Genomic DNA, 26,433 nt, shown 5'->3' on the forward strand with positions numbered 1-26,433 from the left:
CTGTAAAAAGAATGAGCTTCCACCAGTTTTGGAAACTCAGATCCTAATTGAACAGCAGCTTATTGAACTCAAGAACGATCAGTCTTTCCTCGGCCGGAGATTAATCTATACCGTTCAAAATCTTGCAGCAGGAGCATCAGATAGTGTTGTATTCCGCGTGGAAAATCCCAGAATAGCAAGAGTAGATAGTTTGGGGGTTGTTTGGCCTGAAGGTGCAGGGACCACCTATGTAGTGGCCACATTATGGAATGGAAAGGCAACTGCGAAATGCAAGGTGGCGGTAACCGATGCAAATGAATATAAATTCAGGCTCATTTTAAAAGACAAGGGTGTTTCTGATTACCCGATTGGCCAGCCGCTGAAATTTCTTTCGGCAAAGGCAATTGAGCGGAGGCGAAAACAAAACATCGCTATTGACGCAACAGACTTACCCATTTCCTCCGCATATCTTCGGGCAATTGAAGCTGTTGGCGGAAAAATTGTGGCCAAAAGCAAATGGCTAAATACAGTAAGTGTACATTGCGAAGATCAGTTTTTAATAGATCAATACAAGGCATTGCCATTTGTTAAGGATGTGGTGAAAGTTTGGCAGGGGAAAAAAAGTGCGGTCACCGCAGCAAAATATGTAGATGCCCCCCAAACGGCTACCAACCACACTGTGCAAACCACATTCGATTACGGCAGTGCTACCGATAATATTTCAATCAATAATGGACAGGTGCTCCATCAACAGGGATTTAAGGGCGCAGGGATCGATATTGCAGTAATTGATGAAGGGTTTATCGGACTTAAAAACAACAGTACGTTTAAAAATATCAACATCAAAGGGGCTAAATCCTTTGTTTTCGAAAATGACGATCCTTATAGCATAGGTAGTCATGGTGTAGAAGTAACTTCATGCATGGCCATTAACCTGCCAGGGAAATATGTTGGTACAGCACCTGAAGCCAATTATTGGTTATTCCGGACGGAAGATGGATCATCAGAATTTCCTGTTGAAGAGGATTATTGGGTAGCTGCGGCTGAGTATGCCGACAGTGTGGGGGTGGATGTGATTAATTCTTCTCTATATTATGCAACATCGTATGGCCTTGATTATGGGCGCTATAAATTTGAAGATATGGATGGCAAAACGGCCATGTCCTCACGCGGTGCAAATATGGCAGCAAGTAAAGGAATCCTGATCTTAAACTGCGCAGGAAATGACCGTAGTTGGGTGGGCGCACCTGCTGATGCGCCTGGAGTGCTCGCTGTTGGCTCTGTGAGCTACAAAAAAGAATTGAGCTATTTTTCTTCGTGGGGTATTACAGTAGACGGGCGGATGAAGCCTGATGTAATGGCACAAGGGGGCAATTCGTCGGTGATCGGAGCTGATGGAGCGCAAAAAAACAGTTCCGGTACATCATTTGCAAGTCCAACCCTGTGTGGTCTAGTAGCTTGTTTATGGCAGGCATTTCCTAAATTAACAGCAGCTGAACTGCGTGAAGTTGTGCGGCAATCGGGTGATAAGGCCAGTAAACCCGAAGTGCCTTTTGGATATGGTATTTCGGATATGCAGCAAGCGATGAAACTAAGCGCGACACGAACAGCTGGCCGGTAGTGACTTCATGTTTTCTGCCCCATCAAATCGTGTATTGCTGATGCCGGCCAATTGGCATCTGCCAGATTTTTTAAATTCCTTATATTTTGAAAATCGTTGATCGGTTTCTCTTCTTGATGCCATTCTATCGTCGATTTTAGATCTTTCATCTTTAACCGCAGAGATCACAAAGAGAAGGCGCAAAGGGCACAGAGCTGGTGTACTATTCCATTGTCCATTTTAGATCTTCCAAATAAATAGGAATGATGAATACGCCCTAAGGATTAATGCCCATCACAAAAAAAAGGAAATTCACTTTTAGCGGTACTTTTGCGATAAGTTAATCGTGTCGTTGAAATCTTTATAACCTTTTACAAAACTTTTCAAATGGATTATATTATCCCGTTTAGTAAAGGATACATCCAATTGTTTTTGTAAAGAGAAATGGTATTCATCATAAATTTTTGATTTAATTCTATAAGCAAGAAACGGAAAAGAATTAACTGTGCGATAAACTTCTATTTTCTTAAGTCGCTCCCATGGGTCTGGACCCTGGCCAATATTTCGCTCATTGTAAATGATGCGGTCACTTAGCCACTTTCTTTGATCAGTTTCTAAGTCTGATGACGCGATTAAGATGAATAAGAATCCGAATGTTGCAATAAAATACAATGGCCCGAAAATGATATATCTTAATATTATTCCCGTCTTATTTATGTATTGGTTATTTTTTGACTGTATTGACCAGAGTAAAACGGAGAGGGTTAAATAGGTTGATGTGATTAAAAACCAATTCAAATTTTGTGAAATGGTAATGATGTTATTCTCCAAACATAAACAGGTAAGGAAAGTCATGAAGTAAAGTGCACAAACAGTTATGTTTTTGATTTTAGGAAAACGTTTAAATTTTCGGCTAATGAGTTTCCCAATTAGCGGCGATAAAAGTAGTGAAGATGTGATGTAAAAATATGGTGTCATCGTATAACAAATTTCTCTTATTCCATTGATTGGTTAATCTTACCATCTGGTACTTTATCAATATTCACTAAGTCGCTTCGGATAAATTGTTGATAATGGTTTCAACTGCATTTTTTGTTCTCGGAACACTGTCGGCAAGTAAATATTCACGGAGCCTGTTCGCAACGGTTTCTGGTTCTGGATGATCAATTAGTGTCGGGTTTAATTGTCGCAACCAAAGCGATTGATTTAATCTTTTGCCGCTTGTGGTACAATATATTAAACTGTCAAGCGCGATCAGACTCAATGGCCGGCCGTTGCTTAACCACTTATTTGCCCTTTCCCAGCTAAATTGTGAACTTGCTCCAAGTTGCCCCCAGTTAGAAGAAATGTTTTTAATGCCGTCGCTAACTTGTTCTATCCAATCGAGTGTATGCTTGCTTTGGAAATAAAGCAGTGCAGAAATATTTTCGGACAAAAATTTTTCGTCTTTGTTTTCAAGTTCTTTGGTGATGAGTTTAAAGGCTTCGTCGAAGTGCAAACATTTTGTTATGGCTTCGGCAAAAATTAAAAGATCATCTTCATTTCTGTTTGCCCATTCCTCCCTGATCCATTCTTCTGCATCCCTGCCCACAACCTTCCCAACAATTTCGTACGCTTTGTAGTTGATTGCCCGATTGTATTGGGTCTTTTCTTTCAATATTTTAAGCACTTCCAAACCATTAAACCGGCGAAGCTGGCTGATTACTAAATCGGTGGTAAAATACTGAACGAATGAAAAGTCGACGAGCCGGTTTAAATCATTCTTGATTTGTTCATAGTCAGGAAAGGGAAACTTTTCCGCATCAACTACTTCAATAAGAGGCTGAGTAGCTTTCCCGTTATCGTAATCGTAAAAATCATCGTGTAAAAGGTATGTATGGCCGTGAATTGCCGTTAAATTGAAAAACTCAAGAGGTCTTAATGCGCTGTTTAATAATCTGTTGTGACAGGCCAAACACAAACGAAAAGGATTTTGCCCTTCGCCTGCAGGTTCTTCAATTTCAATTTCGCGTATGTTACAGCTCTCACATTTCATTTTTGTTATTGTCTTTTTAGCCTGATTGCTAACATTTATATATTATCTGGGCTGGAGCTCTTATTTTCCAAAGCCATTACATACTACCAGACTCTGGCCAGTTAGCCCAGTGCGTGTTTGCCTTTAATGTTGGTTGATATTGTTTTGGATCCTTTGTTACAATCACTTTCGCCAGGAGTGGCCAGGTTTCATACGCGCTTGGCCGGTTATGCTCCCAAATTTCTCTGCCTGATTGGTCGTTTAATACTTCTTGTAGTTGTATCGTTTGCGCGAAACGTTCAAAACTCATTCCATCAAGACCGTTTTTGTTCAGTTCATAGGTTTTACGCAACTGCTCATCGCTCATGGTCGGCCGGATTTCCAATGGAAAGTCTTTGTGAAACCACTCGTCGAGCACTAATATTTTCTTCAAGTCAGTGGGGATTGATTTGTATAGTTCTTTATCCGTTGCACGGAATAATTCGCGGTTTTTCAAAATAGCAAGCCGGCCAGCTTCTTCCGCACGGATTTCATTTGGTGTATAGGCTTTCAGTTCAATTCCCGCGTTTTTATAATCTGGCGCATGATGGCTTAAGGCAACCTGTTGTCCTTTAACCAGCCAAAATTTGGCATCTGGTTTTAAGATTTCGTCTTCAATCGTTTCGTTAAAATTTTCTTCATCAATTGGAAATACATCATAAGTACTTGTTGGCCTTTTGTTGTAATGTTCCAGATTGATCAGGCAATTGCCGTAATAATGGATTTCGAGGATGATTGTCCCTGCCCTTGGGTTATATCCAAGCCGCTCAACAGCAATGGCCCAGTGCTTATGGTCGTTACCGAAAACATTTAACCGGGTATCAATCAGGTAAGAGTATACATGGCCAAGTTCAACAAATGAGCGATAGTATCCATCATTGGAATTGTCGAGGGTATTTAATATTTCTTCTTCGGTCATAGTTGGGTTTAATTTGTCAGCACGAAATAAATTTGTTTTTTCTGTCTGTTTCTGGTGATGTAAAATCGGTCTATCTTTATGGTTTCAAAGCTATGTATATCTGCTTTATTTACATCTATAAACCAGGCTGGGATTTGTTTAGGATGTTTATTCACGTTTCTTTTGAATTCGGAGAACGCGATTCTGACCTTCCTGTCTTTAAAAATAAGATCATAATATTCTGCTTTTGAATACCTGAATGTTCCAAAGCCTGCTAACTTTTCAAGATGAGAAATGCTCTTAAAATCATAAGCCGAAGTATCAATAATTTCAGGGAACCAGCTTTTGTTTCTTAGGTTGGTTTTATTGAAACTCTCAAAGTCTTTATAATGTTGTTCGTAATTATCTGAACAGGCTACTATAAAAACAATTAATATCATCAGGATCTTTATTTTAATCATTTTTTTTGTTTTGCACGAGTTGGTTGCCTCAGTTGGTCTTAGCCTCTCGCTAAGACTCCTTATAGATTAATGACTCTTTTAACGTGATCATATTTATTCTTCACCTATTTTAAATATCCGTGAATAGTTCGCAAATTCCGTGTTTTTCAAATTCTCTTCGATTACTTTTTTGGCGATGTCGAAATCTACAACTCTACAGCCTGCCTCCATGGTTCCACTTCCAATGCTACCGCCGTCAACATGGCCAAGCCCTGTCCAACCTAAAAGTTCATCTAAGTGATCTTCAAGCCTGTGGCGTTTATCGAGATCTTCATCTGTACCGAAGCCATCGACGATATATTCAACCTCCAGGAAAGCCTTTTTATCCTCATCAAATTCGGTATAACCTTCGTTCAGTTTAGCTACGATTTCCTTTTGCACTTTCTTTTGGAAACTGGAGAAAAAACCCCCTGTAATTTTCTTTTGACTGCCATGTTTCCCAACAATGCCCCAATGTATGGTTGCCGTTTTATCGTCATCATTCCAGGTCTCCCAATAATGAAGCTGTTGATCTATTAATTTGTATAGTTTAAGCATGCTGGTCTTTTATTAATTCTTTATTCGAGAGAAGGAATAAGCTTTAGATAAGATTAACCTGAATAATCTATAAAACGGTCTGTACCGTCTACTCGTTCTAAATCAGTTCCAACTGGCAGGTTAAGATATGGAATAATGGCAGGATCATAATCGGCGATAGTATTTACTTCGTAAATCATGGTATTGGTATGGTCATCAAGATACCCTTGTGTTTCTGTACTGGATAGAAAAATCCATCCTGTATCGTGTTCATAATCTAATTCCTGTCTGTACATAAATTTAACAGGTAGTCCATCTATGGTAATTTTATCCGTAGCCATACATCCGCCCCTATGTGGGATGAGATCTTTGATCTGACTGGCAGACCGTTTAAAAATCTTATGGCTTTGCATGGGTTAAAAAGTAAAATTCATCCTTATTCAATAATGTTGGCAATAAGATTAGATTGTTATTTTTCTTTCAAAATTTTCAGAGTCAATTGTTTGTTATGCAGCTTATTGTTTACTTTACTGCTTAAGATCCACCAAATGGCTATTCCGAATAAAATTGTAAGTAAGATGGGAAACCAGTGAATTTTAAGCCAAAAATAGGTTGTCACTAAAATCGTAATCAATACAGCCTCAATCCAGTATTGCTCTTTCTCTGCGTTTCGCTGTTTTAATATCATTAGGTTTCCACGACCTTTTTTTATGCGTTGCAATACTTTCTTTGTCAGGCTATCCACACTATAATAGTGATCTAGGTCAGATAGCCTAAAGCAGATGCCGAATTCGAGTTCTACCGCATCCATAAACCTATAATATTGTCTCGCTCCTTTAAAAGAATTCTTTATCGTGTGTTTCTTATAAGAAGGACTCTTTAGAAAGTCGAGAAAGTGAGATTCATTAAAGTTCGTATTGGGACTTTCTCTTTTTTCGTTAAATAGATCAACTATTTTTCCTTTTATTTCAATTTCAGTCATTACTCGCTGCTTATATCATTGCACGGATTGTGAGCTGCATGGGGGCGTTTGTAGCAAAAAGATTGGTTTTTGTTTAGTTAAAACATCATGGCATACGAAACATGCGGTATCTTTTGGTTCGGTGAATCTAAAAATCATGATATGGAGTGCGTTAAGCAATGAAGGTAGGGAATATCCGCAATAATTACAAAAGGCAATGTTGTGGGAGGAGGATTTCTAAAAGGAATTAAGGTAATGATTTAAGGAAAGTACAAGTCTGGCCTTTCTTGAGGCCGTGGCGCTAAGACTTGCGCTAGATAAGGTTGTCTAACCACATTTAATTCATAGTTTCACGCAAACTCATTTTTCTCATTTAAGTAAAGGACCGAATATTTCCTGATCATAATCATAGCCCATCTCTTCAGGAAATTTCCCGGCTAAATCAGGAAAAATAATTTGAACAGATTCGAAGTCATTGTCTTCATAGCATCTGAACGAACTTAATATTTTTTCACTTAAATCTTCATTTTTCACAGCGATAATATATACTGAAAAACGGTCGGTTAAATTGTCTAATTTTTTATTTAAGGGTATTTTTTGATGCTTAAATGTCTGAGCATAATTCGTAATTAAAGTATTGGTAAGCCCATTCGGCAATCCGGAAACAAACGCTTCGGGTATTCCAAAATTTTTATACAGCCCCGTCGAATAGCCAAAAGGAGTAAAGTCTATCGACTCCATCACGTACGTTACGTGGAATCCATGTTTTTCGATATTACTGTCGACGTTTTCGAAATACAATCTTATTTTGTCCTCGTTCATTTTTTGATGTGTTTGCAAACATTTACCCTGTTGACATTCACAATTTCGGAAATATCGAACTGTTGAAATAGTTCAAGTAATTGATTTGTTCCTTTTTCTAACTTATATTCAAGTTCCTCTTTATAAATGGGTATAGCCGAATAAAAATAAATCTCCTTTTCATTGGTCTCAATGTAAGTAAAGTCGCCAGGAAGCATCATCGATTTAAGTAAAATGATACTGTCGAATGTATGGTCAACTTTATTGGTTTTATCCAATGGTACGGTGTGTCCATAACCAAACCACGAGTGATTTAAATGCGGGTATTTCGAAAGTTGCTTTAACGCTTTGATTGGCCAGTAATTATTTTCATCAACAAATTCATCATAGTTAGGATTCCAATCAGGTGGCAATAACATGGTAATTTCTGCAAATTTTAAATAGTCAAGGTCATCAGGTACCTTCATGGCTAATGCACTCATACCGCAAGTGAGCAACAGATGGTAATTTCTGTGATCGGCTGGTTTAAAGATATAAATGTCTGAATGAATAACTTCAGATTCCTTTTCGTGTAACACCAGGATTTCGGCGGGGTCGAAGAAATCATCAAGGTGTTCGTCAATGATTTCAACTGAATTTGGAATGTCGTTTTGGTCTGTCATAATATGGTCGTTCAATTTAAATATATGCGACAATGAGATATGGAATTCAAATGCCCCGATAGCAATCTACAAACACCGTGTAAACTGCTCCATTAATGGTTGTGTCTTTGATATTGAGTAAATCTCATTGCTGGTGTTATACTTTGGGTTCTCCCATCTAATACTGTGGTTTATTCCTACTCCCCTTTGGTTATACACAGAAGGGTTGGTGATACATATGATAATCGAACTGTCTCTTACGAAATGAACTGAATAGAAGTTATCCTTATTGAAGTTTTGGTAAATTTTCTTTAGTTCAGGATAAAGCGCCTCGGGAACCTGATCTTTCATTTCATTTCCTTTTCCATAATCAAAAAAAGCATAGGTATAGCGCTCAACTGGTAAACTTCTTTTATCGTTATGTGCTAAAATAGCAGGTAGATTTTTGAGTATAAAATCTTTTAGTTGTACATAAGCAGGCATGTTTTTAATAACCTCTTGTTTGAATTGAGCATCTTCCGACCTTAACGCAGTTTTTTGTGCTGATGAATCACAATCTGCTGTAGAGGAAAAACAACTGTTTAGGCCAAACGCCAATCCAATAATGGAAATTATTTTTACTGCTGTGCTTAGGTTCATATGTCGCATGCCTTAGCGTATATCGTTAGCCTTGTGTAGCGTAAAGATTGGTTTTTGTTTAGTTAAGACATGATTACATACGAAACATGCAGTGTCTTTCGGTTCAGTGAATCTAAAAATCATGGTATGGAGTGCGTTAAGCAATGAAGATAGGCAATATGTGGAATAGTTGCAAAAAGCGATGCTGTGGGGAGGAGGATTTCTAAAAGGTATTAAGGTATTGATTTAAGGAAAGCACAAGTCTGGCCTTTCTTGAGGCCGTGGCGCTAAGACTTGCGCTAGATGGGTTATCCAATATTCCGCCCTGTTTAAACAAAATAGAGGCTGTATCATAAGTGGTAGTTTCATTCGAATTTGTCACGTTGAGCCTGTCGAAACGCCTTTTAAGAGATTAAGATAGGCCCTTCGACAAGCTCTCCGTAGGAGTCCTTTGGACAGGATGACATTTATATTTATGATACAAGCTCTATTTATAACATTTATCTAAAAATCTATTCTTACTAGCCTTGAAGTTGCTCATCCGCCACATACACCGGCACGCCGCCCAGCCAGGTTTCCACTACCGGGATATCGCGCATTTTCATAAACTGTTCGGATTGCGTTTTTAAGGAAAGCGGATCCTCGGCCAAGATCACAAAATCGGCATAGTAACCATTGGTTAGCGATCCCACCCAATTGTCGGCGTAACATTGCCAGGCGGCATCGTACGTAACGGCAACCAGGGCCTGCTCAGGCGTAAGGCATTCTTCGGCATTTAATACTTCAATGTTTTTGGGATGTTCTTCCATAATCCGGGTAATGGATTGTTCCATCATCCGCAAGGGACCTAACGGACTTACCTCATTGTCGCTATGCAGTGTAATCCGCATGCCGGCCGCAAGGGCAGAACCGCAGAGGTCGAGCATTTTTACTTTTTTGCCGAATATCACCTTGCTAAAAGCATGGCCCCAATAGCCCACGTGGCCAATCAGGAAACTTGGCGAAACGCCCATTTGCAACATCTCGGTGATCTGTTCTTTGGTGAGTAGTGAGCAATGTTCAATACGGTTGCGCAGTTCAGGGCCTCTGTATTGCGCCAGCGCACTTTGGTAGGCCGCTATGGCAAAGGTTACCGCCTGATCGCCATTGGCGTGGATCATCAAAGGCCAGCCCTGGTTTACCACGCTGCGGATTAAGCTATTGTAGTTTGGTGGCATCGTATTTGCCGGCACGCCTGTTTGAGGATAATTGAAGATCCCGGTATTATCAGGCGGATCACAACGATAAGGCGCACTTTGGTAGCCTGTTAGTCCCTGGTTCGAGCCATCCGAAACCACTTTAATATGTCCATAATATACAGGTTTGTAATCGACCGGCTGTGCATAGATTCCACGGGCAGCAACATCAGCCGCATCAGCACAAAGGTAGGCACCGCCCATGCGCACGAGGTGTGGGTGGGTAGCTACGTAACTTTTCAAAAGTATTTCAAAACCACTGTTCAGGCCCGCGTCATACATAAAAGTAGCGCCCCTCGAATTGGCCGTTTGAAAAAGTTCGGTCAGGTACTGTTCAATATTCACGGCCATCTCCATGATCTGTGGGCCCACTACTTTCATTGCAGGGGTCATCTCCGGACTTTGCTCCAGCGTGCCTTTGGTTTTCTTGATATAATGTTCAAGGGTTAAATACTCCTTGCGCACGTCCTCGTTGTTTTCAAACACATACTGTAAACCCTTGGTATTTAAATAAAGCGTGTGCATAGAGGCGCTCAATAGCATCATCGGAAGTTTATCATTAATATTATCGAGTATCGTATTATCAATTGTTTGCAATTCTTTTTCACCATTTACCTTTATAAAAGGCATCAGCGAGGGGTCTAAGCCTCTTCCTAAAATCACAAATTTCGGATTTGTAGGAAGATTGCCGTTTATCGCTTTTCCGACAGATTTTAAATTGTATGGCGACTTTAAATTCTGTCCGTCGAAAGGGCTTACGTCTATCCATTCCGTCATCATTGCGGTTGGAACGATGTGCACGTGTGGTTCGATAAGGCCAGGCAGCAAGGTTTCCCTGAGGGATAGTTCTTTGGATTGATATCCAGGGTGGTTTTTAGTCATATATGCGGCTACGGTCTTTTTATCGCCAGTAATCGCTACAGATCCACCGGCAAAGCCGATGGCTTCAACGGTATCGGTTAAACCGTTGATCATGGGCCGGATGGTACCACCACTGATCATCAGGTTTTGTGGGGGTACAGGTTTGCTTTTCTTTAATCCGGACTTCATTTTTGCCAGATTTTCGGGACTGAACAGTTCTTCTTTAAGAATTTCTAAAACTGGGTTGTTGCATGAGCATTGTGCGCAGCCGTGATCGTGAACGTGATGGTTTTTCATAAGATTAGTTAAGAGTGAGTACTTAGCTTGTTTTGTATGTCCCAAAATACAGTATTTTTTGGAAGCTACTTTCTCACCGGCTATACCGCGTTAAGTAGTATGCTGAACTTATCAATTCTGTTACAGTTGGTTAGCGGTACTAATCTGCTTTTAGTTCGCCTGTGTGTAGTTTAATTGCCATCTTATTTATATTCAAAAATGTTCATGATAGTAGTTTTTATAATTGATCTTTTTATTCATTCTGTTGTATGATTAATTAAGATGATATTGACAGATCATTGGTCCCCCTTATTGCGTTGTCATCTGATAGCTATCGGATCTCGCGCAGGAGGGGATCTTAATACTTGTGATGTTATGGTTCGCAATTACTGGCGAGTGTACCTTAGCAATAACCTAATTTGGACTTAATCCCATGATCTATCTCTTTTAAAGATCCTGAAACAAGTTCAGGAGGACGTATTAGGGGAAATTAATCAACTATGGACTCAGGACTTCGGACTCTAGACTGTCTAATCAGTTAATCTACGCCAAACGCCCAACCCCAAACGCAAGGCTAAATCCACCCCCAACGCAAAATTAAAATACGCTACACCGTAATAATTTCTTAACTTCGCAACGCTTTTTGGTTCCCGTCGTAACGAACGGGATTAAAAGGGAATCCGGTGTAAGTCCGGAACTGTCCCGCAGCTGTAAGCTCCATTAACGGATTTCTATTCATTTTGCCACTGTCCCGACTCCGTCGGAATGGGAAGGCGGGAAACTCCGGGAGATAAGTCAGAAGACCTACCATATGCATGATCATTCCAATGGCTTTCGGGTAATAGGGCTGGAATGGGGTATATATTATTTCAATTTACGATTTTGATTTTAATCTACTGTGTAACCCAAATTGGGACAGGTATGGATTTGGCATTTGCCGACAAAGGGAGAAATGCCCGGCGTTGTAGCTTCGGTATGCTATTACGGGGAGTTATATTGCTTGCACTGGTATTTGTGGCACAAGTTGCCACTGCCCAGGTTAGGGATTCGACGAAAGTGCATACCCTCAAAGAAGTAAAGGTGCGGGCAAATAAAGCATCTGTTAGAAATACTTCTTCCACTCCTGCACAGGTTATCGGCGGAGAAGCCTTACAAAGACTGAACAGTTTTTCGGTGGCCGATGCCCTCCGGTATTTCAGTGGGGTACAATTAAAAGACTATGGTGGTATTGGTGGGCTAAAAACCATTAATGTGCGGAGCATGGGCACCAACCATACTACTGTTTTCTATGATGGCGTGCAGATGGGCAATGCCCAGAACGGGCAGGTAGATCTGGGAAGGTTCTCTTTGGATAATATGGAAGAGGTGGCGCTTTACAATGGGCAGAAAAGCACTATTTTTCAAGCGGCAAAATCTTTTTCTGCGGCGAGTACGATTTATTTGCGCACCAAAAGACCGGTTTTTGAAGATGGAAAAACCTTTAACCTCAAAACCGGATTTAAAACAGGCTCCTTTGGTCTGGCCAATCCTTCCTTTGCCTACGAACAAAAAATAACAAATAAAACATCAGCCTCGTTAAGTGGTGAATGGGTGAATGCCAATGGCAGGTATAAATTCTACGACAGGGGCAACGGACATAATGATAGCACCTTTGTGCGTACAAATGCCGATCTGGATGCCTACCGCTTAGAGGCAGGGTTAAATGGTGTGCTGGCCGATAGTTCTATCTGGGCTGTTAAAGGTTACGGATATTATTCTGAAAGAGGGCTTCCAGGTGCGATTGTGGCCAACAGGTACGATTTTACCCAGCGCCAATGGGACCGGAACCTTTTTGTGCAGGGCAATTTTCAAACCCCCGAACAAAACCGTTATGTGCTGATGGTTAATGCCAAATACGCCAAAGATTATCTGCGTTACCTTGATCCTGATTTTGTGAAGGATGACGGCTTTTTGGATAACCGTTACCATCAGGATGAAGTGTACCTTTCTGTGGCCAACCGGTTCCGCATCCTGCCGGTTTGGGAAGTGGCGCTTTCAGCCGATTATCAATGGAATAAACTCAATGCCAACCTGTACCGTTTTCCCTATCCTACCAGGCATACGGTACTTACTGCGCTGGCTTCGGAGCTCAAACTTAAAAACTTTAGCCTACAGGGCTCGCTGCTTGGCACATTTGTGTTCGACAAGGTAAGGGAATATAGCAGTGCAGGCAATAAACAGGAACTTAGCCCCACGCTTATCGCAACCTTCCGTCCAGGCTGGAGTGAAGGGCTGATGTTCAGGGCCTTTTATAAAAACATCTTCAGGCTGCCTACCTTTAATGATCTTTATTACACTTTTATCGGCAATACACTGCTCCGGCCAGAATTTACCGATCAGTATGATGTTGGCGCTACCTACACCCTGCAGCCAGAACAGACTTTGCTGACTTCCCTATCTGTTCAGGTTGATGCCTATTACAATACCGTTAAGGATAAAATTGTTGCCGTACCCAGTTCGAACCTCTACCGTTGGACAATGTACAACATCGGCCGGGTAAGGATAAAGGGCTTGGAAGCAAATGTGCAATCGGCCTGGACAATATCCGACAAACTTTCGCTGAATGCCTCCCTGAGTTATACCTTTCAGCAATCGCGGGATATTACCGAAGGCGATATCTACCCTTACAATATTCCCTATATCCCGCTGCATTCGGGTTCTTTTACCATGGCTGCTGATTGGAAAAGATTGGAGCTGAACTACAGTTATATCTACGTGGGCGAACGTTACAATCAGATCAGCACCGCCCAAAGCGCGGTTTACAGCCGCATGGAACCCTGGTATACACACGATCTGGGTATCGGTTATACATTCAGGCTTTTTGGCAAAACGGCTAAGATCACCACCGAGATCAATAATGTGTTAAATCATAACCGTGATATCATTGCGAATTTCCCCTTGCCACCAAGATTTTACCGGTTTAAATTAAATTATACAATATGAGAAATAACCTGCTGTTCTTAATGATGGCGCTGTTGATGTTTGCAGCCTGCCGGAAGGATCCTGCCGTTACGCCCGAGCAGACCGAAACGGCCTTTCCTCCCAATCCAGGGAGTGTTGTAAAAGGGCTCTATCTGCTCAATGAAGGCAATATGAACATGAACAAGGCTTCGCTTGATTATGTTGATCTGCGTACGGGAATATACAGAAGGAATATTTACGGTCAGGCCAACCCTGAAGTGGTGAAGGGCCTGGGCGATGTAGGGAACGACATTGGGGTGTATGGTTCTAAACTATATGTAGTGGTGAACATTTCCAACAAACTGGAAATCCTGGATGTAAAAACCTCCAAAAAAATCAAACAGATCGACATTACCAATTGCCGTTATGTAACCTTTCACAAGGGAAAGGTTTATGTAAGCGCTTATTTAGGTAAGGTAGGCGATCCGAATGCGCCCAATGGCAATATTTCGGAAATTGATACCACCACGCTACAGATTACCAGAAGGGTGGATGTGGGACGTCAGCCAGAGGAAATGGCCATTGTGGGTGAAAAACTTTATATCGCAAATTCGGGAGGGTATAGTCCGCCAAATTACGAAAGAACAGTTTCGGTAATTGACCTGAATTCCTTTACCGAAATCAAAAGGATCGATGTAGCCATTAACCTGGACCGGCTGAAGGCCGATCGTTATGGTGATCTGTATGTGACTTCGCGGGGCGACTACTACAATATCCCTTCCAAACTATTTGTAATTGATACCAAAACCGATCAGGTGAAAAAGACATTTGATATCGCGGCGAGCAATATCTGGATCGACGACGATACGGCTTATATCTACGCAACCGAATGGAGTTACATCCAGCAAAAAAATACCATTACCTATGCGACCATCAATGTGAAAGACGAAACCTTAACGGGCAAAAAGTTTATTACCGATGGAACCGAGGCACAAATTAAAATTCCATACGGGATTATTGTCGACCCCTATACCAAGGATGTGTATGTAACCGATGCCAGGGATTATGTAACGCCTGGAACGCTTTACTGTTTTGATCCTTTGGGAAAAAAGAAGTGGTCGATTGTTACCGGCGATATTCCGGCACATTTTGCATTTGTATACTAACGCTAAAACCTTAATATGATGAAAACACCTTTACAATTGAACAAAAAAACACTTATCGCACTTACGCTTGGAATTGGGCTGATGGCCGCCTGTAAAAAAGACAGTACAGAAGAACTTACCGTGAAGGTTCCGGAAATCTCTGGAACAAAGGGCGTTTATATGCTTTGCGAAGGATTGATGGGCGGCAACAATAGCGCAATTTCGTACTATGATATTGCCACTAAAACTACAGTTGCAGATTATTATAAACAGGTGAATAAAGTATCGCTTGGCGAAACCGCAAACGACCTGGAGCAATATGGTAGCAAAATGTACTGCGTTGTAGCCGGCATTCAAGGTACAAAACAATCATTTTTAGATATCATCGATATCAAAACCTGCAAATCCTTAAAAAGGATTCCGTTCAATTCTGCAACTGATGGTTACATGCCCAGGTTTGTAGCCTTCTACAAGGACAAAGCTTATGTATCTCGTTATGATGGGAAAGTGAGCCGTATTGATACCGCAACGATGGCCATTGATGGCGAAATTATGCTTTCGGAAGGATTGGAGCAATTGGCCATAGCCAACGGAAAGTTATATGTATGCAATTCATCGCATCCATACTATCAAAATGGTGGTAAAAACAAAGTTTCTGTAGTTGATTTGGCCACCTTTACCAAAATTAAGGATATCACGGTAAACAATAACCCGGTAAGGATACAGACCGCAGATAACGGCGATTTATTCGTGATCACCTGGAATGATTATATCATTAACAACAACCCTTCACTCGATAGGATCAGCAGTGTGAGTGATACCAGGATTGCTTCTTACAATTATGATCTAGGTGCCATTACCATCAATGGTTCTGCTGCTTATGTAGCTAAAGATGTGTATAGCAATCCCGATATCAAGGTACTCAATACCGCTTCTGGTGTGCTTGGCGCAAGCCTGATTACCGATGGTCAGCTCATCAATACCATTTATGGATTAACGGTAAACCCTTTCAGTAAAGAGGTGATGGTGGCCGATGCCAATAACTATAGCGGTAGCCAGGGTTTTGCCTATTGCGTTGGAACCGATGGAAAGGTAAAATTCAGCTTCGAAACTGCTGGTCTTCCGCAGCACGCCGTATTTAATTATAGTTATAAATAAAAAAAAGAAGACTTCATGCTAGTCCTTGGACAGGCTCTCCGTAGGAGTCCTTTGGACAGGATGACAATTTTATAATCACCTGATTACATTAAAAATATCCAAATAATAATAATATCACACATGAAAAAAACATACCTCACCTTAATGCTGGGTATCGCCACATTAATCTATAGTTGTAAAAAAGACAATGAAGCTGCTCCTGATGTAAACCTTTTCATCAAAGGGGAGAGCATGACCTCGAAAGTAAATAGCAAAATTGCCTTTGCTGCGGGAACAAATAATGGCAAAGGATTTAACCACCAATGGAAACTAGATGGCAAAGTAATCAGTACGACCTATAATTTCGATTTTACACCAACAACAGCTGGTACTTATGTGATCGGGTATACCGCAAGCAACAATGTTGGATCATTCTCACATCAATATACCGTAACGGTGCCCATTCCTGTGGTCGCGATTACCCCAAGCAGTACAAAGTTTATTACAACGGTTTTCGAATACCTGCCAGCGCCGGGCCAGTTTATTAATGAAGGTTTAGGAAGCCTTGCCGGGGCACAAAAAATTATTGGCGATGTAAACCAAACCTCCATGGTTACCCTGGGCGGTTTTGGCGGATATGTAGTTTTCGGCTTCGACCACTCGGTAGTGAATAAAGCAGGAGCCGATCTGGCCATTTATGGGAACCCAATTGGTGGGGCATCGCCCTGGGCCGAGCCTGGTATTGTAATGGTTAGTCAGGATGCAAATGGAAACGGTAAACCCGACGATGCATGGTACGAACTTGCGGGTAGCGAATACAATAACCCCTTAACGATCAAAAACTACGAAATTACCTATACCAACCCGAAAGGTTATGCCAATGTAAGCTGGACAGATAACCAGGGTGGCAGTGGAACATACGATATCAACAATTTTCACAAGCACAATTACTATCCTGAATTTGCATCTAACCAGGAAAAATTAACGCTAAAAGGTACCTTGCTTCCCTCTACCTGGGGAAAAAATGGCGGTATTTTTATCAATAGTCCATTTGCCTGGGGATATACCGATAGCTGGTCGACCGGTGATGATTACGCCACGAAAAGATACAACAGTTTCGATTTAGATTGGGCAGTTGATCAAAACGGAAAGAAAATCGCTTTAAATACCGTCGATTTTGTAAAGGTATATACCGGCCAAAGAGAAAAGGGAAATACTCTTTTGGGCGAAATATCTACCGAAGTTAAAGGCGCCGCAGATTTAGGCATGTAATAAATCTCTCAAAAAGATTATCCGGGATTAACGCGCTTTTATTATCCATAATCTGAATGTTAAACAAAAAAGCGAAGAGCATAGGGGCCAGGCGTCTGATATCAGACGCCTTAGCCTCGGTTTTCCGACATCTGACACCCGATTTTTAAAACATGAAAACAAAATTGATCATCACCTTAAGCCTTTTATCAGTTGTGCTTTTTTCCTGTAAAAAGGAAAGTGCAGATGAAAAAGAAGGGCCGGGCGACAAACCAGTAGCTGGCACCTCGCCCTATATCAACAAAATTTACGAGTTTAAACAGGCACCCGGTCAGTTTACCAACGATCTGGTGAAAACTGATATCCTGATTGGAAATGGGGGCAATGGTTTGGTTTCGCTTGGCGGATACGGGGGCTACATTGTATTCGGTTTCGATCACAGTATAAGCAATGCAACAGGGGTAGACCTGGGCATTTACGGCAACCCACTGATCGGTGTGGATATGGAATTCTCGGAACCGGGCATTGTATCGGTAATGCAGGATGTAAACAAAAACGGCTTGCCGGATGATGTTTGGCATGAACTTGCCGGAAGCGAATATAACGCCGCAACAACCATCAAAAATTATAAGATCACTTATTACAGGCCGGCAAAATTAACGGACGATGTGCGCTGGACCGATAATCAGGGCAAAGAAGGACTTGTGCTCAGAAATCAATTCCATGAGCAGGATTATTTCCCTTCGTGGGCCACCACAAATGAAATTTCTTTTACCGGAACGCTGCTTAAAAACACATTAACTCCTGGCGACATCATCACCAATAAACCCTTTGCCGCTGGTTATGCAGACAATGGATCGAGCGAATACATTGCTTTACAGGAATCGCTGGGTAGGGGATACAATACTTTCGATTTCGATTCGGCTGTAGATGCAAATGGTAAAAAGGTAAACTTAGCTGCTGTTGATTTTGTAAAGGTATATACCGGCCAAAATAGCAATGGCAATCCTTTCAGTCCCGACAATAACAACGAACGTTCCCGCTATCTGGGCGAGATTTCGACCGAATTCGGTGGCGCAGTAGATCTTAAACTTTTAAAAAAATAAATAACACAATATGAAACAATTTAACTCTGGAAAATTATTATTTGCTGGCCTGCTCCTTGTAACCGGGCTTTATTCGTGTAAGAAGGACAATGTTACAGAAGAGTTGCAGGTAGCCCCAGTAGCGGGCAAGTATGCAGATGGATTCTTTGTGATCGGTGAGGGCTCTTATGCACAGAGTGCTGGTGCAGTAAGTTTTTACCGCTACGGAGCAGATACCCTGGCCATCAGGGCTTACGAAAAGGAAAATCCAGGTAAAATATTATCAAATGCAGCTAAAACAAGTACTTTACAGTTTGCTTCAATCATGAACGGAAGCATTTATTTAATGAGTAAGGTAAACGGTCCGATTGTTAGATTAAACGAATATACTTTAAAAGAAGAGGCCAGGTGTGTACAGGAAAGTAGCAACTGGAGAAGTATGATCCAGGTTGATGGAAACAGAGGCCTGGTAAGTGCAAATGATGGTGTTTATCAGATCGACTTGAATACATTGGCCGTGCAAAACAAACTGACCAGTGTTGGCGCCTTAAATACAAGTGAGATGTGGAAAAAAGACGGCTATGTTTATCTGTTGCAAAGCAATGGTGCTAAAATTGTATCAGCAAGCAATTATTCACTGGTGAAAAGTTTCTCAAACATTAACCGTGGTTTTGCACAAACACCAAATGGCAAGGTTTGGACCTCAACTGGTAGTCGCTTAATTGCTATCGATAACAATCTGGATACAACAGGTGTTGCCTTAAAAGTTCCGGTAGGTATTTTTCTTTTTGAAGAGCCAACCCGCATTACCGCATCCACAAAAGAAAATGCTGTTTTTTATCATTCTGGTAAATCCATTTATAAGTATGTTGATGGTAATGCAGCATCATTGTCGCAACCCTTTATTACCATTACTGAAAGCCCTTTCATGGTTTACGGAGCTATCCGTTATGATAAAAACAAGGATTATATTGTGGTAAACGGAATTCAGGGGTATGGTGCCGCCTCGACAGTAAATTACCTGTTGATTTATAACGCCTCAACCGGCGCTTTGGTTAAAAAAGTCAAATATGGAGGCGATGGCGTTACCGTTGACTTTTCAAAGATTTTCTTTAATGATCTGGCGGTATTTCATTAGGAGGGTTTTAAAATTACATCTTATTTAGCATCAAAAGGCCTCCATTGAGTGATTTCAATTGGAGGCCTTCTATTTGAATAAGAAATGTGATTAACGCGGTAAGCAACAAGGGCAACTGAAGCCAGAATCGTCCTCATCATCTTCATAATCGGATAGCGAAAATTTTTCAGTCAGATGTACCGTATTTGCGAGAAGTGTTTGATTGGATTGTTCTTCCATAGCAATGTTGTCAGCATTATCGATACTGTTCAAAGTTGATGTGATGTTGGTTAAATCTTTCATGATTTGGATAAAAAGCTAAACATGTTATATCAGTCATTTTTTTAAAAAGAGCCCAGCAAGTACTAAATTTTCGTGATGGGACGTGTTAATTATATTTCCCCGAAATACTCAGCAGCGTTATTTTCGGTTTCATAAAGTTTAATCGAATGAAGCAATACCCCATTGTGTTGTTCTACCGGAGCTTTTAACTGATTAAAAATCTCGGCACAAAGAATTTCTGTGGTAGCCATTTTGCCCTGCATAAAAGCCACATCGAGGTTTAAGTTCTGATGGTCCAGTTTTTCGATCACATGTTCGTTGATGATCACTTTCAGCGCTTTAAGATCCATCAGATAACCCATTTCATAATTGATACGTCCTTTAATTGTAACCAGGAGTGTATAATTGTGGCCATGCCAGTTTGGATTGGCACATTTACCAAATACTTTGAAATTTTCTTCCCGTGTCCATTCTTCGCGGTACATGCGGTGTGCCGCATTAAACCGTTCTTTTCGTGTGAGGTATATAAACATTAAACGATCTTCAGCCTTTCTATTTTTCTTATTTGCTTTCTTGTGAAAAGGCACCATGAGTGATCCATGGTGCCTTTTATATTTAAATCACGCTCTATACGCTCTATACGCTCTCTACGCTTTCTACGCTGATCTGCTCGCGGGCCTGTTTGGCTGCGGCAACCAGGTTGATCAAGGCGGCATTGGTTTCTGGCCATTTACGGGTTTTTAAACCACAATCAGGATTTACCCAAAGATTACGCGCAGGCAAGAGATTTGCTGCCTTTGCCAGTAGTGAAGTCATTTCTTCCGTACTCGGCACCCTTGGCGAGTGGATATCGTATACCCCAGGGCCGATCTCGTTCGGATATTCAAAATTGGCAAATGCTTCGAGCAGTTCCATTTGTGAACGTGAGGTTTCAATGGTAATCACGTCGGCATCCATGGCGGCAATATGTTCAATAATATTGTTGAACTCGCTATAACACATGTGTGTGTGGATCTGGGTTTCATCTTTTACTCCACTGGCCGTGATGCGGAAAGCATTAACCGCCCAATCGAGGTAGTGCGGGTGTTTGGCTTTTCTTAACGGCAAGCCTTCACGGATAGCCGCTTCATCGATCTGCACGATGCTGATCCCCGCTTTTTCTAACGCCAGAACTTCATCACGGATGGCAAAGGCAATCTGATTGGTGGTGATGTCGCGTCCCTGGTCATCACGTACAAACGACCATTGTAAAATCGTTACCGGACCAGTTAACATCCCTTTCATTGGTTTGTCGGTCTGCGCCGCTGCAAAAGTGCTCCAGCGTACAGTCATGTCTTTAGGACGGCTTACATCACCATAAATTACCGGAGGTTTTACACAACGGCTTCCATAACTCTGCACCCAACCGTTTTTGGTGAATAGAAAGCCGTCTAACTGCTCGCCGAAATATTCGACCATATCGTTACGTTCAAACTCGCCATGTACCAGTACATCCAGGCCAATTTCTTCCTGCCAACGGATTGCTTCTATTGTTGCCAGTTCGATGGATTGTTCATATTGCTCCAGGCTTAAATCGCCTTTTTTGAATTTGGCACGCAGCTGGCGGATGTCGTCCGTTTGCGGGAATGAACCGATGGTTGTTGTTGGGAATGCAGGGAAGTTAAACCGTTCATGGTGCAAACGCTGGCGTATTGGGAAAGCGCTTTGGCGTGTCGAATCAGCTTCAGTAATGCCGGCCACCCGGTCTTTTACAGCTTGTTTATGCACTTTTTGCGAGGTACGTCTGCTTTCAATGGCTGTTTTATTGGCTTCAAGTAAAGTGGTATTGCCTTCAACTATCTGGCGGATTTCGCTCACTTCAGTTAATTTCTGTTTGGCAAAGGCCATCCAGTTTTTGATCTCAGGATCAATTGCGGTTTCCAGCTCCAGATCGATCGGGCTGTGTAGCAATGAGCAGGAAGGCGCCAGGATCACCCTGTCAGCACCAAGTTTCGCTATCGCTTTGTTGATCAACGCCAATGACTTTTCGTAGTTGTTCTTCCATACATTCCGGCCGTCTACCATACCCAATGAAAGCTGCAGGCTATCGGGAAGCAGTGAAAGTACTTCATCCAGTTGTTCAGGAGCGCGTACCAGATCAATATGTAATGCGTGTACAGGCAGGTTTACCGCCAGTTGGGTATTGTCTAGCAAAGCATCAAAATACGTTGCCACCAGGATTTTAACACCGCTAACACGGTTGACAATAGCGCGGTAAGCATAATCGAAAGCTTCTTTTTCCTTTTTCGAAAGATCAAGCACTAAACAGGGTTCATCCAGTTGTACCCATTGGGCACCCTGTTGTTTCAAACGGTTAATGATCTCGATATAAACAGGAACCAATTTTTTGATCAGGTCGATGCGCTCAAAACCCTGTTCTTTCTCTTTGCCCAAAAGCAGGTAACTAACAGGGCCAACCAGAACCGGTTTGGCTTTTTCGCCAAGCAGTTGTTTTGCATTGTTATACTCTGCGAAAATGTTTTCATAGAAGATTTTAAATTCCTGGTTCGCACTAAATTCAGGAACGATATAATGGTAGTTCGTATCCAGCCATTTGGTCATTTCCATGGCGGTAATGTCCAGTCCATCCTTTTGGTAGCCACGCGCCATTGCAAAATAAAGGTCGAGCTCATTGTTGGATTTGATCTGCGAAAGCACCGCCGAGTAACGCTGAGGGATAACACCCAACAAAAAACTGGTATCCAATACCTGGTCGTAATAGCTAAAGTCGTTACATGGGATCAGGTCTATGCCCGCATCAAGCTGGGTTTGCCAGTTCTGTTCTTTGAGGATACGCGCAACTTTATTGAGTTCAGCAAGTTCGATCTTTCCTGCCCAATATTGTTCGCAGGCTTTTTTCAATTGTCTTTGACTTCCAATGCGAGGATAGCCGAGGTTTTGGGTTAACATATTTTTCAAATTTTAAATGGTGAATCATCATTGTAAAATTGCTTTATGCTTCGGTGATACTTGTTGGAAAAGCACTGAGGGAGAAGAATGCAAACCCTGGGGGTGGGGCACAGGAAAGCCAAGAGGCGTTTGCCTATATATGCATCAATCTGACTTCAGGCTTTTTTCGCGAAAGCATCGTCAAAACGGAAGAGGCAGGTATCCTGGCTGGTAACGGTTTTTATCATCCTCCCGCTTTTGGCAGTGGATATCCTTTTTTGATAAAAACCTAATCGTTACTTACAGTTGCGCGACAGCCCGTGATTTGCACACGGTTCCCTATTCATTTACCTTAAGTAAAACCTTTTCCGATGATCTGAAATATAAAGGAATTTGTTTCTATAATCAGTTATAAATTCTTTGCAAATTTAATTAATCGGTTTTTAAAACTATTGTTGATGAATTAATAAGGTATATTGTCTGGTATTTTGATTATTATTGGTTTAATATCCTTTTAAGTGCTTAGATTTGCCACTATAAAAGGATATTATTCTATGGAGGCACTCGATGAGACCGATTTATTGCTTTTGAAAATACTGGCGAACAACTCCAGTTTTACCACAAAGGAACTTGCCGCACAGGTGAACTTATCACCATCGCCCGTTTTTGAGCGGGTGAAAAGGCTGGAGAACAATGGTTATATCAAAAAATATATCGCTGTTTTGGATGCCGAAAAATTCCATCAGGGTTTTATCGTTTTTTGCAATATCAAACTCAAGCAGCACGATAGAACAATTGGCCATCACTTTGTTAAAGATATCTTGAGCATCGATGAGGTAGTAGAATGTTATAATGTTTCGGGCGAATATGATTTCATCTTAAAGGTGTATGCAAAGGATATGAAACACTATCAGGACTTCGTTTTCAATAAACTCGGTTCGGTAGAGAGTATCGGCAGTACACACAGCACATTTGTGATGGCAGAAATTAAACATTCGAACAATATCAGTCTCTAATGCCTGGTAAGCTGGGCATCACCGCCGAATCGTTGAGCAGGGTAAGGAGAACAATGGCAGACGAACGATAGCCTTGAACTGTTCGGGATTAAGAAATCAATAAATATGAAAATAGACTTAAGCGCTAAAAATGCCCTGGTTGGTGCCAGCACCCAAGGACTTGGCTTTGCCACCGCGCAAATACTTGCCGAATGTGGGGCAAATGTTATACTGATGGCCCGAAATGAAGAGAAACTTAAAAAAGCTGTAGCGAAATTGCCGGTGGTAGTGTCAGGTCAGAAACACAGTTACCTTGCCGCAGATTTCTCGGATTTTGACGCTTATCAGGAGATCATCAAAAACTTTTTTGCCCATCACGAAATCGATATACTGGTAAACAATACCAATGGACCAAAGGCGATAAGTGCTATGGATGCGGGTTTGGATGCCTATGGAAATACCTTTGATCTGCTTTTTAAAACCGTTGTGCAAACAACGATACTTGCCATCCCCCAAATGATTAAAAAGAAGAGTGGAAGAATCATCAATATTGCTTCAACATCTGTTGTGGAGCCGATTAACAACCTGGTACTGTCAAATTCCATTCGCAGTGCTACGGCAGCCTGGGCAAAAACGCTGGCTAGCGAGGTAGCACAATATCATGTTACCGTTAATAATATCCTCACTGGAAATTTTGATACAGAACGCATCACACAATTAATTTCCTCGCAGGCAAATTCATCAGGTGTTTCCAATGAACAGATCAGTGCAGAAAGAACAGAGAAGATCCCAATGAAAAGATTTGGAAGACCTGAGGAGTTCGGTTACCTGGTTGCTTTTCTGGCCTCTGATTTTGCCGCATACATCACTGGAGCAGATATCCCAATTGACGGAGGATTACTTAAATCGCGTTAAATATTAAATGTTTGTGATTACATAAATGTTCGTTTAACGCACTTCTCAAAGAATATCCGCACAGTTTTTTATATTTGTTATCCAATACCTGAAGCTGATGTTAAAAACCACATATCCTTTAAATACAGATCCTGCCCGGCGAAAATTTATATTTAACCTGGTCAGGGCAGCAGGTATTGTACCATTCTTTCTTTCGGGTTATGCAACTCATGCCGTCAGTGTTTTTAATGCCGATGGGGAGGTGACTGTTGGGCAGATTATGGATAAATTTATAAGCCAGATTCCTGGTGCCCCCTTGTCCGATACCGTTGATACACTTAAAGCCGGCGACCGGAGCATTAAGGTTACGGGTATTGTGACCACCATGTTTGCCACCATTGAAGTGATCAGAAAAGCCGTTGCCCTTGGAGCCAATTTTATTATAGTACATGAACCTACTTTCTACAGTCATGCTGACGCTACCGACTGGCTGGCAAAAGATGAGGTATATGCTTACAAAGCCACTCTGTTAAAAACACACAACATCGCCGTGTGGCGCAATCACGATTACATTCACAGTATGACTCCAGATGGTGTTGGCCAAGGCCTTCTGACAAGACTCAGCTGGGAGAAATTTTACAACAACGGTACACTGAAACTGCCTCCTACCAGTTTAGGCAAACTGATCGGCTATCTGAAAAAGCAGCTGGTGATTGATCAGGTCCGCTATATCGGGGACCTGGCCCAGAATTGTGAAAAAGTATTGTTTATTCCCGGAGCTGCGGGCGGTAAAATGCAGATTACCCTCACTGGGAAAGAAAAACCGGATGTTTTAATTGTGGGTGAAATACAGGAATGGGAAACCGCCGAATATATTCGTGATGCCCGGGCCAAAGGAGATAAAATCTCGCTGATTGTTTTAGGCCATATCGCCAGCGAAGAATCTGGTTCAGAGTTTATGGCGGGCTGGCTGAAAAAAACATTTCCAGCGGTTAAAAGTACCCATGTGCCGAGTATGAATTCGCTGTCTTTTTTTTAAACAGGGGATTTGATCCTGGCAGTTAGGCATAATAGCCATCTGCCTTAATGTTGAAACCTCCCCACATATTCAATCTTAGTGAATGCAACAGCGGGATAGGTAACTTGTGCATTGCTATATTTCCGATTAAATTTTTCAAGAACTTAGGTGCTGGTTTAACGAAGTCAAAAGTTTGTTTATTGCTTTAACCACTACTTCCCGTCCTTGTCTCTCACCTTCCATTTGTTAGATGTAATATCAAAACAGTTGGCTACCGTGGTGGTTTCTCCTTCAACACCAGCTGTATACTGTTTACTAAATATGATTGAAATATGATGAGTTGTGCCGGAGTCTAAAATGGTGAACCAGTATAAGCCCTTATTGAAATATTTTTTGACAAGTTTACCCTTTACAGTGATGGGCGTGGGGGTGATTCGTAATGCCTGGCCAACATAGGCACCAGATTGCATAATCTTTACCTGTGCAAAAACAGAAGGGTTTATAGCAAGAAGCAGTAGAATAGAGATAACAATCCCGATTTTTTTCATGATGAGCGATTTAAATAAAATTTAAAGATTCGACGAGTGCCTATAAGAAGGACGATAGAGACAGAATGATCGTTATTGCAGCGATAAGCATGATACCAGTTTATCCAGTATCCATCCTATAATTGAGCAATTTAGGCCATGGCCTGAATTGCTA

25 protein-coding genes and 2 riboswitches are annotated in these 26,433 nt (G+C 41.5%); of the genes, 10 read left to right on the top strand and 15 right to left on the bottom strand.

Going from position 1 to position 26,433, the window contains the following annotated elements; translation table 11 throughout:
* Positions 1-28: 28 nt before the first annotated feature.
* The gene (locus R2S57_RS15215) at positions 29-1,600 is read left to right on the top strand and encodes a S8 family peptidase (protein WP_316845811.1); all 1,572 of its coding nucleotides are present in this window, start codon (positions 29-31) and stop codon (positions 1,598-1,600) included.
* A 5-nt stretch (positions 1,601-1,605) separates the two neighbouring features.
* Here the strand turns inward: R2S57_RS15215 and R2S57_RS15220 are convergent, their stop codons facing one another.
* The 11 genes from R2S57_RS15220 to R2S57_RS15270 form a co-directional block, all read right to left on the bottom strand.
* Complete coding sequence (locus tag R2S57_RS15220) at positions 1,606-1,749, bottom strand: hypothetical protein (RefSeq protein WP_316845812.1); 144 nt, start codon at positions 1,747-1,749, stop codon at positions 1,606-1,608.
* Between the two features lie 875 nt (positions 1,750-2,624).
* Positions 2,625-3,614, bottom strand: a complete 990-nt coding sequence (locus R2S57_RS15225) for a hypothetical protein (protein WP_316845813.1) — start codon at positions 3,612-3,614, stop codon at positions 2,625-2,627.
* 76 nt (positions 3,615-3,690) lie between these two features.
* Complete coding sequence (locus R2S57_RS15230) at positions 3,691-4,551, bottom strand: DUF7003 family protein (RefSeq protein WP_316845814.1); 861 nt, start codon at positions 4,549-4,551, stop codon at positions 3,691-3,693.
* An 8-nt stretch (positions 4,552-4,559) separates the two neighbouring features.
* On the bottom strand, positions 4,560-4,991 hold the full coding sequence (locus R2S57_RS15235) for a hypothetical protein (RefSeq protein WP_316845815.1): 432 nt from the start codon (positions 4,989-4,991) through the stop codon (positions 4,560-4,562).
* 93 nt (positions 4,992-5,084) lie between these two features.
* Positions 5,085-5,567 carry a hypothetical protein gene (locus tag R2S57_RS15240; RefSeq protein WP_316845816.1) on the bottom strand — a complete coding sequence of 161 codons (483 nt, stop codon included), beginning with the start codon at positions 5,565-5,567 and terminating at the stop codon, positions 5,085-5,087.
* A gap of 53 nt (positions 5,568-5,620) precedes the next feature.
* A complete protein-coding gene (locus R2S57_RS15245) occupies positions 5,621-5,959 on the bottom strand; it encodes a DUF2185 domain-containing protein (RefSeq protein WP_316845817.1) in 339 nt (112 codons plus the stop codon).
* A gap of 56 nt (positions 5,960-6,015) precedes the next feature.
* A complete protein-coding gene (locus R2S57_RS15250; protein WP_316845818.1) occupies positions 6,016-6,528 on the bottom strand; it encodes a hypothetical protein in 513 nt (170 codons plus the stop codon).
* Between the two features lie 348 nt (positions 6,529-6,876).
* On the bottom strand, positions 6,877-7,329 hold the full coding sequence (locus R2S57_RS15255) for a DUF4262 domain-containing protein (protein ID WP_316845819.1): 453 nt from the start codon (positions 7,327-7,329) through the stop codon (positions 6,877-6,879).
* A complete protein-coding gene (locus tag R2S57_RS15260) occupies positions 7,326-7,970 on the bottom strand; it encodes a suppressor of fused domain protein (protein WP_316845820.1) in 645 nt (214 codons plus the stop codon). Before R2S57_RS15260 ends, R2S57_RS15255 begins: the two co-directional genes overlap by 4 nt.
* 66 nt (positions 7,971-8,036) lie before the next feature.
* Positions 8,037-8,588: a hypothetical protein gene (locus R2S57_RS15265; RefSeq protein WP_316845821.1), complete on the bottom strand. Its 552-nt coding sequence runs from the start codon at positions 8,586-8,588 to the stop codon at positions 8,037-8,039.
* 500 nt (positions 8,589-9,088) lie between these two features.
* Positions 9,089-10,960 (bottom strand): amidohydrolase, encoded by a 1,872-nt coding sequence (locus R2S57_RS15270; RefSeq protein ID WP_316845822.1) that lies wholly within the window; start codon positions 10,958-10,960, stop codon positions 9,089-9,091.
* Between the two features lie 606 nt (positions 10,961-11,566).
* Positions 11,567-11,766: riboswitch (cobalamin riboswitch) on the top strand.
* A 94-nt stretch (positions 11,767-11,860) separates the two neighbouring features.
* Between R2S57_RS15270 and R2S57_RS15275 the strand changes: the two genes are divergently transcribed.
* From R2S57_RS15275 to R2S57_RS15300, 6 genes are all read left to right on the top strand, one after another.
* Positions 11,861-13,921 carry a TonB-dependent receptor gene (locus R2S57_RS15275; protein ID WP_316845823.1) on the top strand — a complete coding sequence of 687 codons (2,061 nt, stop codon included), beginning with the start codon at positions 11,861-11,863 and terminating at the stop codon, positions 13,919-13,921.
* A complete protein-coding gene (locus R2S57_RS15280; protein ID WP_316845824.1) occupies positions 13,918-15,045 on the top strand; it encodes a YncE family protein in 1,128 nt (375 codons plus the stop codon). Before R2S57_RS15275 ends, R2S57_RS15280 begins: the two co-directional genes overlap by 4 nt.
* Positions 15,046-15,060: 15 nt before the next feature.
* Positions 15,061-16,182: a YncE family protein gene (locus R2S57_RS15285; protein WP_316845825.1), complete on the top strand. Its 1,122-nt coding sequence runs from the start codon at positions 15,061-15,063 to the stop codon at positions 16,180-16,182.
* 120 nt (positions 16,183-16,302) lie between these two features.
* Entirely contained in the window at positions 16,303-17,433 is a 1,131-nt protein-coding gene (locus R2S57_RS15290; RefSeq protein ID WP_316845826.1) for a PKD domain-containing protein, read from the top strand.
* A gap of 152 nt (positions 17,434-17,585) precedes the next feature.
* Positions 17,586-18,518: a PKD domain-containing protein gene (locus R2S57_RS15295; protein ID WP_316845827.1), complete on the top strand. Its 933-nt coding sequence runs from the start codon at positions 17,586-17,588 to the stop codon at positions 18,516-18,518.
* Between the two features lie 10 nt (positions 18,519-18,528).
* Positions 18,529-19,635: a DUF5074 domain-containing protein gene (locus R2S57_RS15300; RefSeq protein WP_316845828.1), complete on the top strand. Its 1,107-nt coding sequence runs from the start codon at positions 18,529-18,531 to the stop codon at positions 19,633-19,635.
* A gap of 90 nt (positions 19,636-19,725) precedes the next feature.
* Here the strand turns inward: R2S57_RS15300 and R2S57_RS15305 are convergent, their stop codons facing one another.
* From R2S57_RS15305 to metE, 3 genes are all read right to left on the bottom strand, one after another.
* The gene (locus tag R2S57_RS15305; protein ID WP_316845829.1) at positions 19,726-19,917 is read right to left on the bottom strand and encodes a hypothetical protein; all 192 of its coding nucleotides are present in this window, start codon (positions 19,915-19,917) and stop codon (positions 19,726-19,728) included.
* 89 nt (positions 19,918-20,006) lie between these two features.
* Entirely contained in the window at positions 20,007-20,429 is a 423-nt protein-coding gene (locus R2S57_RS15310) for a 6-pyruvoyl trahydropterin synthase family protein (RefSeq protein ID WP_316845830.1), read from the bottom strand.
* 103 nt (positions 20,430-20,532) lie between these two features.
* The gene (gene metE, locus R2S57_RS15315) at positions 20,533-22,845 is read right to left on the bottom strand and encodes a 5-methyltetrahydropteroyltriglutamate--homocysteine S-methyltransferase (protein WP_316845831.1); all 2,313 of its coding nucleotides are present in this window, start codon (positions 22,843-22,845) and stop codon (positions 20,533-20,535) included.
* A 175-nt stretch (positions 22,846-23,020) separates the two neighbouring features.
* Positions 23,021-23,206: riboswitch (cobalamin riboswitch) on the bottom strand.
* Positions 23,207-23,378: 172 nt separating this feature from the next.
* Between metE and R2S57_RS15320 the strand changes: the two genes are divergently transcribed.
* The 3 genes from R2S57_RS15320 to R2S57_RS15330 all read left to right on the top strand — a co-directional run bounded on the left by R2S57_RS15320 (position 23,379) and on the right by R2S57_RS15330 (position 25,752).
* Positions 23,379-23,840, top strand: coding sequence for an Lrp/AsnC family transcriptional regulator (locus R2S57_RS15320; protein WP_316845832.1), 462 nt, complete (start codon positions 23,379-23,381; stop codon positions 23,838-23,840).
* 105 nt (positions 23,841-23,945) lie between these two features.
* On the top strand, positions 23,946-24,734 hold the full coding sequence (locus R2S57_RS15325; protein WP_316845833.1) for an SDR family oxidoreductase: 789 nt from the start codon (positions 23,946-23,948) through the stop codon (positions 24,732-24,734).
* A gap of 97 nt (positions 24,735-24,831) precedes the next feature.
* The gene (locus R2S57_RS15330; RefSeq protein WP_316845834.1) at positions 24,832-25,752 is read left to right on the top strand and encodes a Nif3-like dinuclear metal center hexameric protein; all 921 of its coding nucleotides are present in this window, start codon (positions 24,832-24,834) and stop codon (positions 25,750-25,752) included.
* A 191-nt stretch (positions 25,753-25,943) separates the two neighbouring features.
* Here R2S57_RS15330 and R2S57_RS15335 read toward each other — a convergent pair whose 3' ends face one another.
* A complete protein-coding gene (locus R2S57_RS15335) occupies positions 25,944-26,279 on the bottom strand; it encodes a hypothetical protein (RefSeq protein ID WP_316845835.1) in 336 nt (111 codons plus the stop codon).
* Between the last annotated feature and the right edge of the window lie 154 nt (positions 26,280-26,433).

This window comes from Pedobacter psychrodurus (assembly GCF_032678585.1).
GTDB lineage: Bacteria > Bacteroidota > Bacteroidia > Sphingobacteriales > Sphingobacteriaceae > Pedobacter > Pedobacter psychrodurus_A.

What these genes read in the sequence shown, in the direction of transcription:
- R2S57_RS15225 (WP_316845813.1), bottom strand. Translation starts at nt 3,614, where the DNA reads ATGAAATGTGAGAGCTGTAACATACGCGAAATTGAAATTGAAGAACCT.
- metE (WP_316845831.1), bottom strand. Translation starts at nt 22,845, where the DNA reads ATGTTAACCCAAAACCTCGGCTATCCTCGCATTGGAAGTCAAAGACAA.
- R2S57_RS15325 (WP_316845833.1), top strand. Translation starts at nt 23,946, where the DNA reads ATGAAAATAGACTTAAGCGCTAAAAATGCCCTGGTTGGTGCCAGCACC.
- R2S57_RS15230 (WP_316845814.1), bottom strand. Translation starts at nt 4,551, where the DNA reads ATGACCGAAGAAGAAATATTAAATACCCTCGACAATTCCAATGATGGA.
- R2S57_RS15300 (WP_316845828.1), top strand. Translation starts at nt 18,529, where the DNA reads ATGAAACAATTTAACTCTGGAAAATTATTATTTGCTGGCCTGCTCCTT.
- R2S57_RS15235 (WP_316845815.1), bottom strand. Translation starts at nt 4,991, where the DNA reads ATGATTAAAATAAAGATCCTGATGATATTAATTGTTTTTATAGTAGCC.
- R2S57_RS15280 (WP_316845824.1), top strand. Translation starts at nt 13,918, where the DNA reads ATGAGAAATAACCTGCTGTTCTTAATGATGGCGCTGTTGATGTTTGCA.
- R2S57_RS15335 (WP_316845835.1), bottom strand. Translation starts at nt 26,279, where the DNA reads ATGAAAAAAATCGGGATTGTTATCTCTATTCTACTGCTTCTTGCTATA.
- R2S57_RS15245 (WP_316845817.1), bottom strand. Translation starts at nt 5,959, where the DNA reads ATGCAAAGCCATAAGATTTTTAAACGGTCTGCCAGTCAGATCAAAGAT.
- R2S57_RS15270 (WP_316845822.1), bottom strand. Translation starts at nt 10,960, where the DNA reads ATGAAAAACCATCACGTTCACGATCACGGCTGCGCACAATGCTCATGC.
- R2S57_RS15310 (WP_316845830.1), bottom strand. Translation starts at nt 20,429, where the DNA reads ATGTTTATATACCTCACACGAAAAGAACGGTTTAATGCGGCACACCGC.
- R2S57_RS15255 (WP_316845819.1), bottom strand. Translation starts at nt 7,329, where the DNA reads ATGAACGAGGACAAAATAAGATTGTATTTCGAAAACGTCGACAGTAAT.
- R2S57_RS15220 (WP_316845812.1), bottom strand. Translation starts at nt 1,749, where the DNA reads ATGAAAGATCTAAAATCGACGATAGAATGGCATCAAGAAGAGAAACCG.
- R2S57_RS15240 (WP_316845816.1), bottom strand. Translation starts at nt 5,567, where the DNA reads ATGCTTAAACTATACAAATTAATAGATCAACAGCTTCATTATTGGGAG.
- R2S57_RS15305 (WP_316845829.1), bottom strand. Translation starts at nt 19,917, where the DNA reads ATGAAAGATTTAACCAACATCACATCAACTTTGAACAGTATCGATAAT.
- R2S57_RS15260 (WP_316845820.1), bottom strand. Translation starts at nt 7,970, where the DNA reads ATGACAGACCAAAACGACATTCCAAATTCAGTTGAAATCATTGACGAA.
- R2S57_RS15330 (WP_316845834.1), top strand. Translation starts at nt 24,832, where the DNA reads ATGTTAAAAACCACATATCCTTTAAATACAGATCCTGCCCGGCGAAAA.
- R2S57_RS15320 (WP_316845832.1), top strand. Translation starts at nt 23,379, where the DNA reads ATGGAGGCACTCGATGAGACCGATTTATTGCTTTTGAAAATACTGGCG.
- R2S57_RS15290 (WP_316845826.1), top strand. Translation starts at nt 16,303, where the DNA reads ATGAAAAAAACATACCTCACCTTAATGCTGGGTATCGCCACATTAATC.
- R2S57_RS15250 (WP_316845818.1), bottom strand. Translation starts at nt 6,528, where the DNA reads ATGACTGAAATTGAAATAAAAGGAAAAATAGTTGATCTATTTAACGAA.
- R2S57_RS15285 (WP_316845825.1), top strand. Translation starts at nt 15,061, where the DNA reads ATGATGAAAACACCTTTACAATTGAACAAAAAAACACTTATCGCACTT.
- R2S57_RS15275 (WP_316845823.1), top strand. Translation starts at nt 11,861, where the DNA reads ATGGATTTGGCATTTGCCGACAAAGGGAGAAATGCCCGGCGTTGTAGC.
- R2S57_RS15295 (WP_316845827.1), top strand. Translation starts at nt 17,586, where the DNA reads ATGAAAACAAAATTGATCATCACCTTAAGCCTTTTATCAGTTGTGCTT.
- R2S57_RS15265 (WP_316845821.1), bottom strand. Translation starts at nt 8,588, where the DNA reads ATGAACCTAAGCACAGCAGTAAAAATAATTTCCATTATTGGATTGGCG.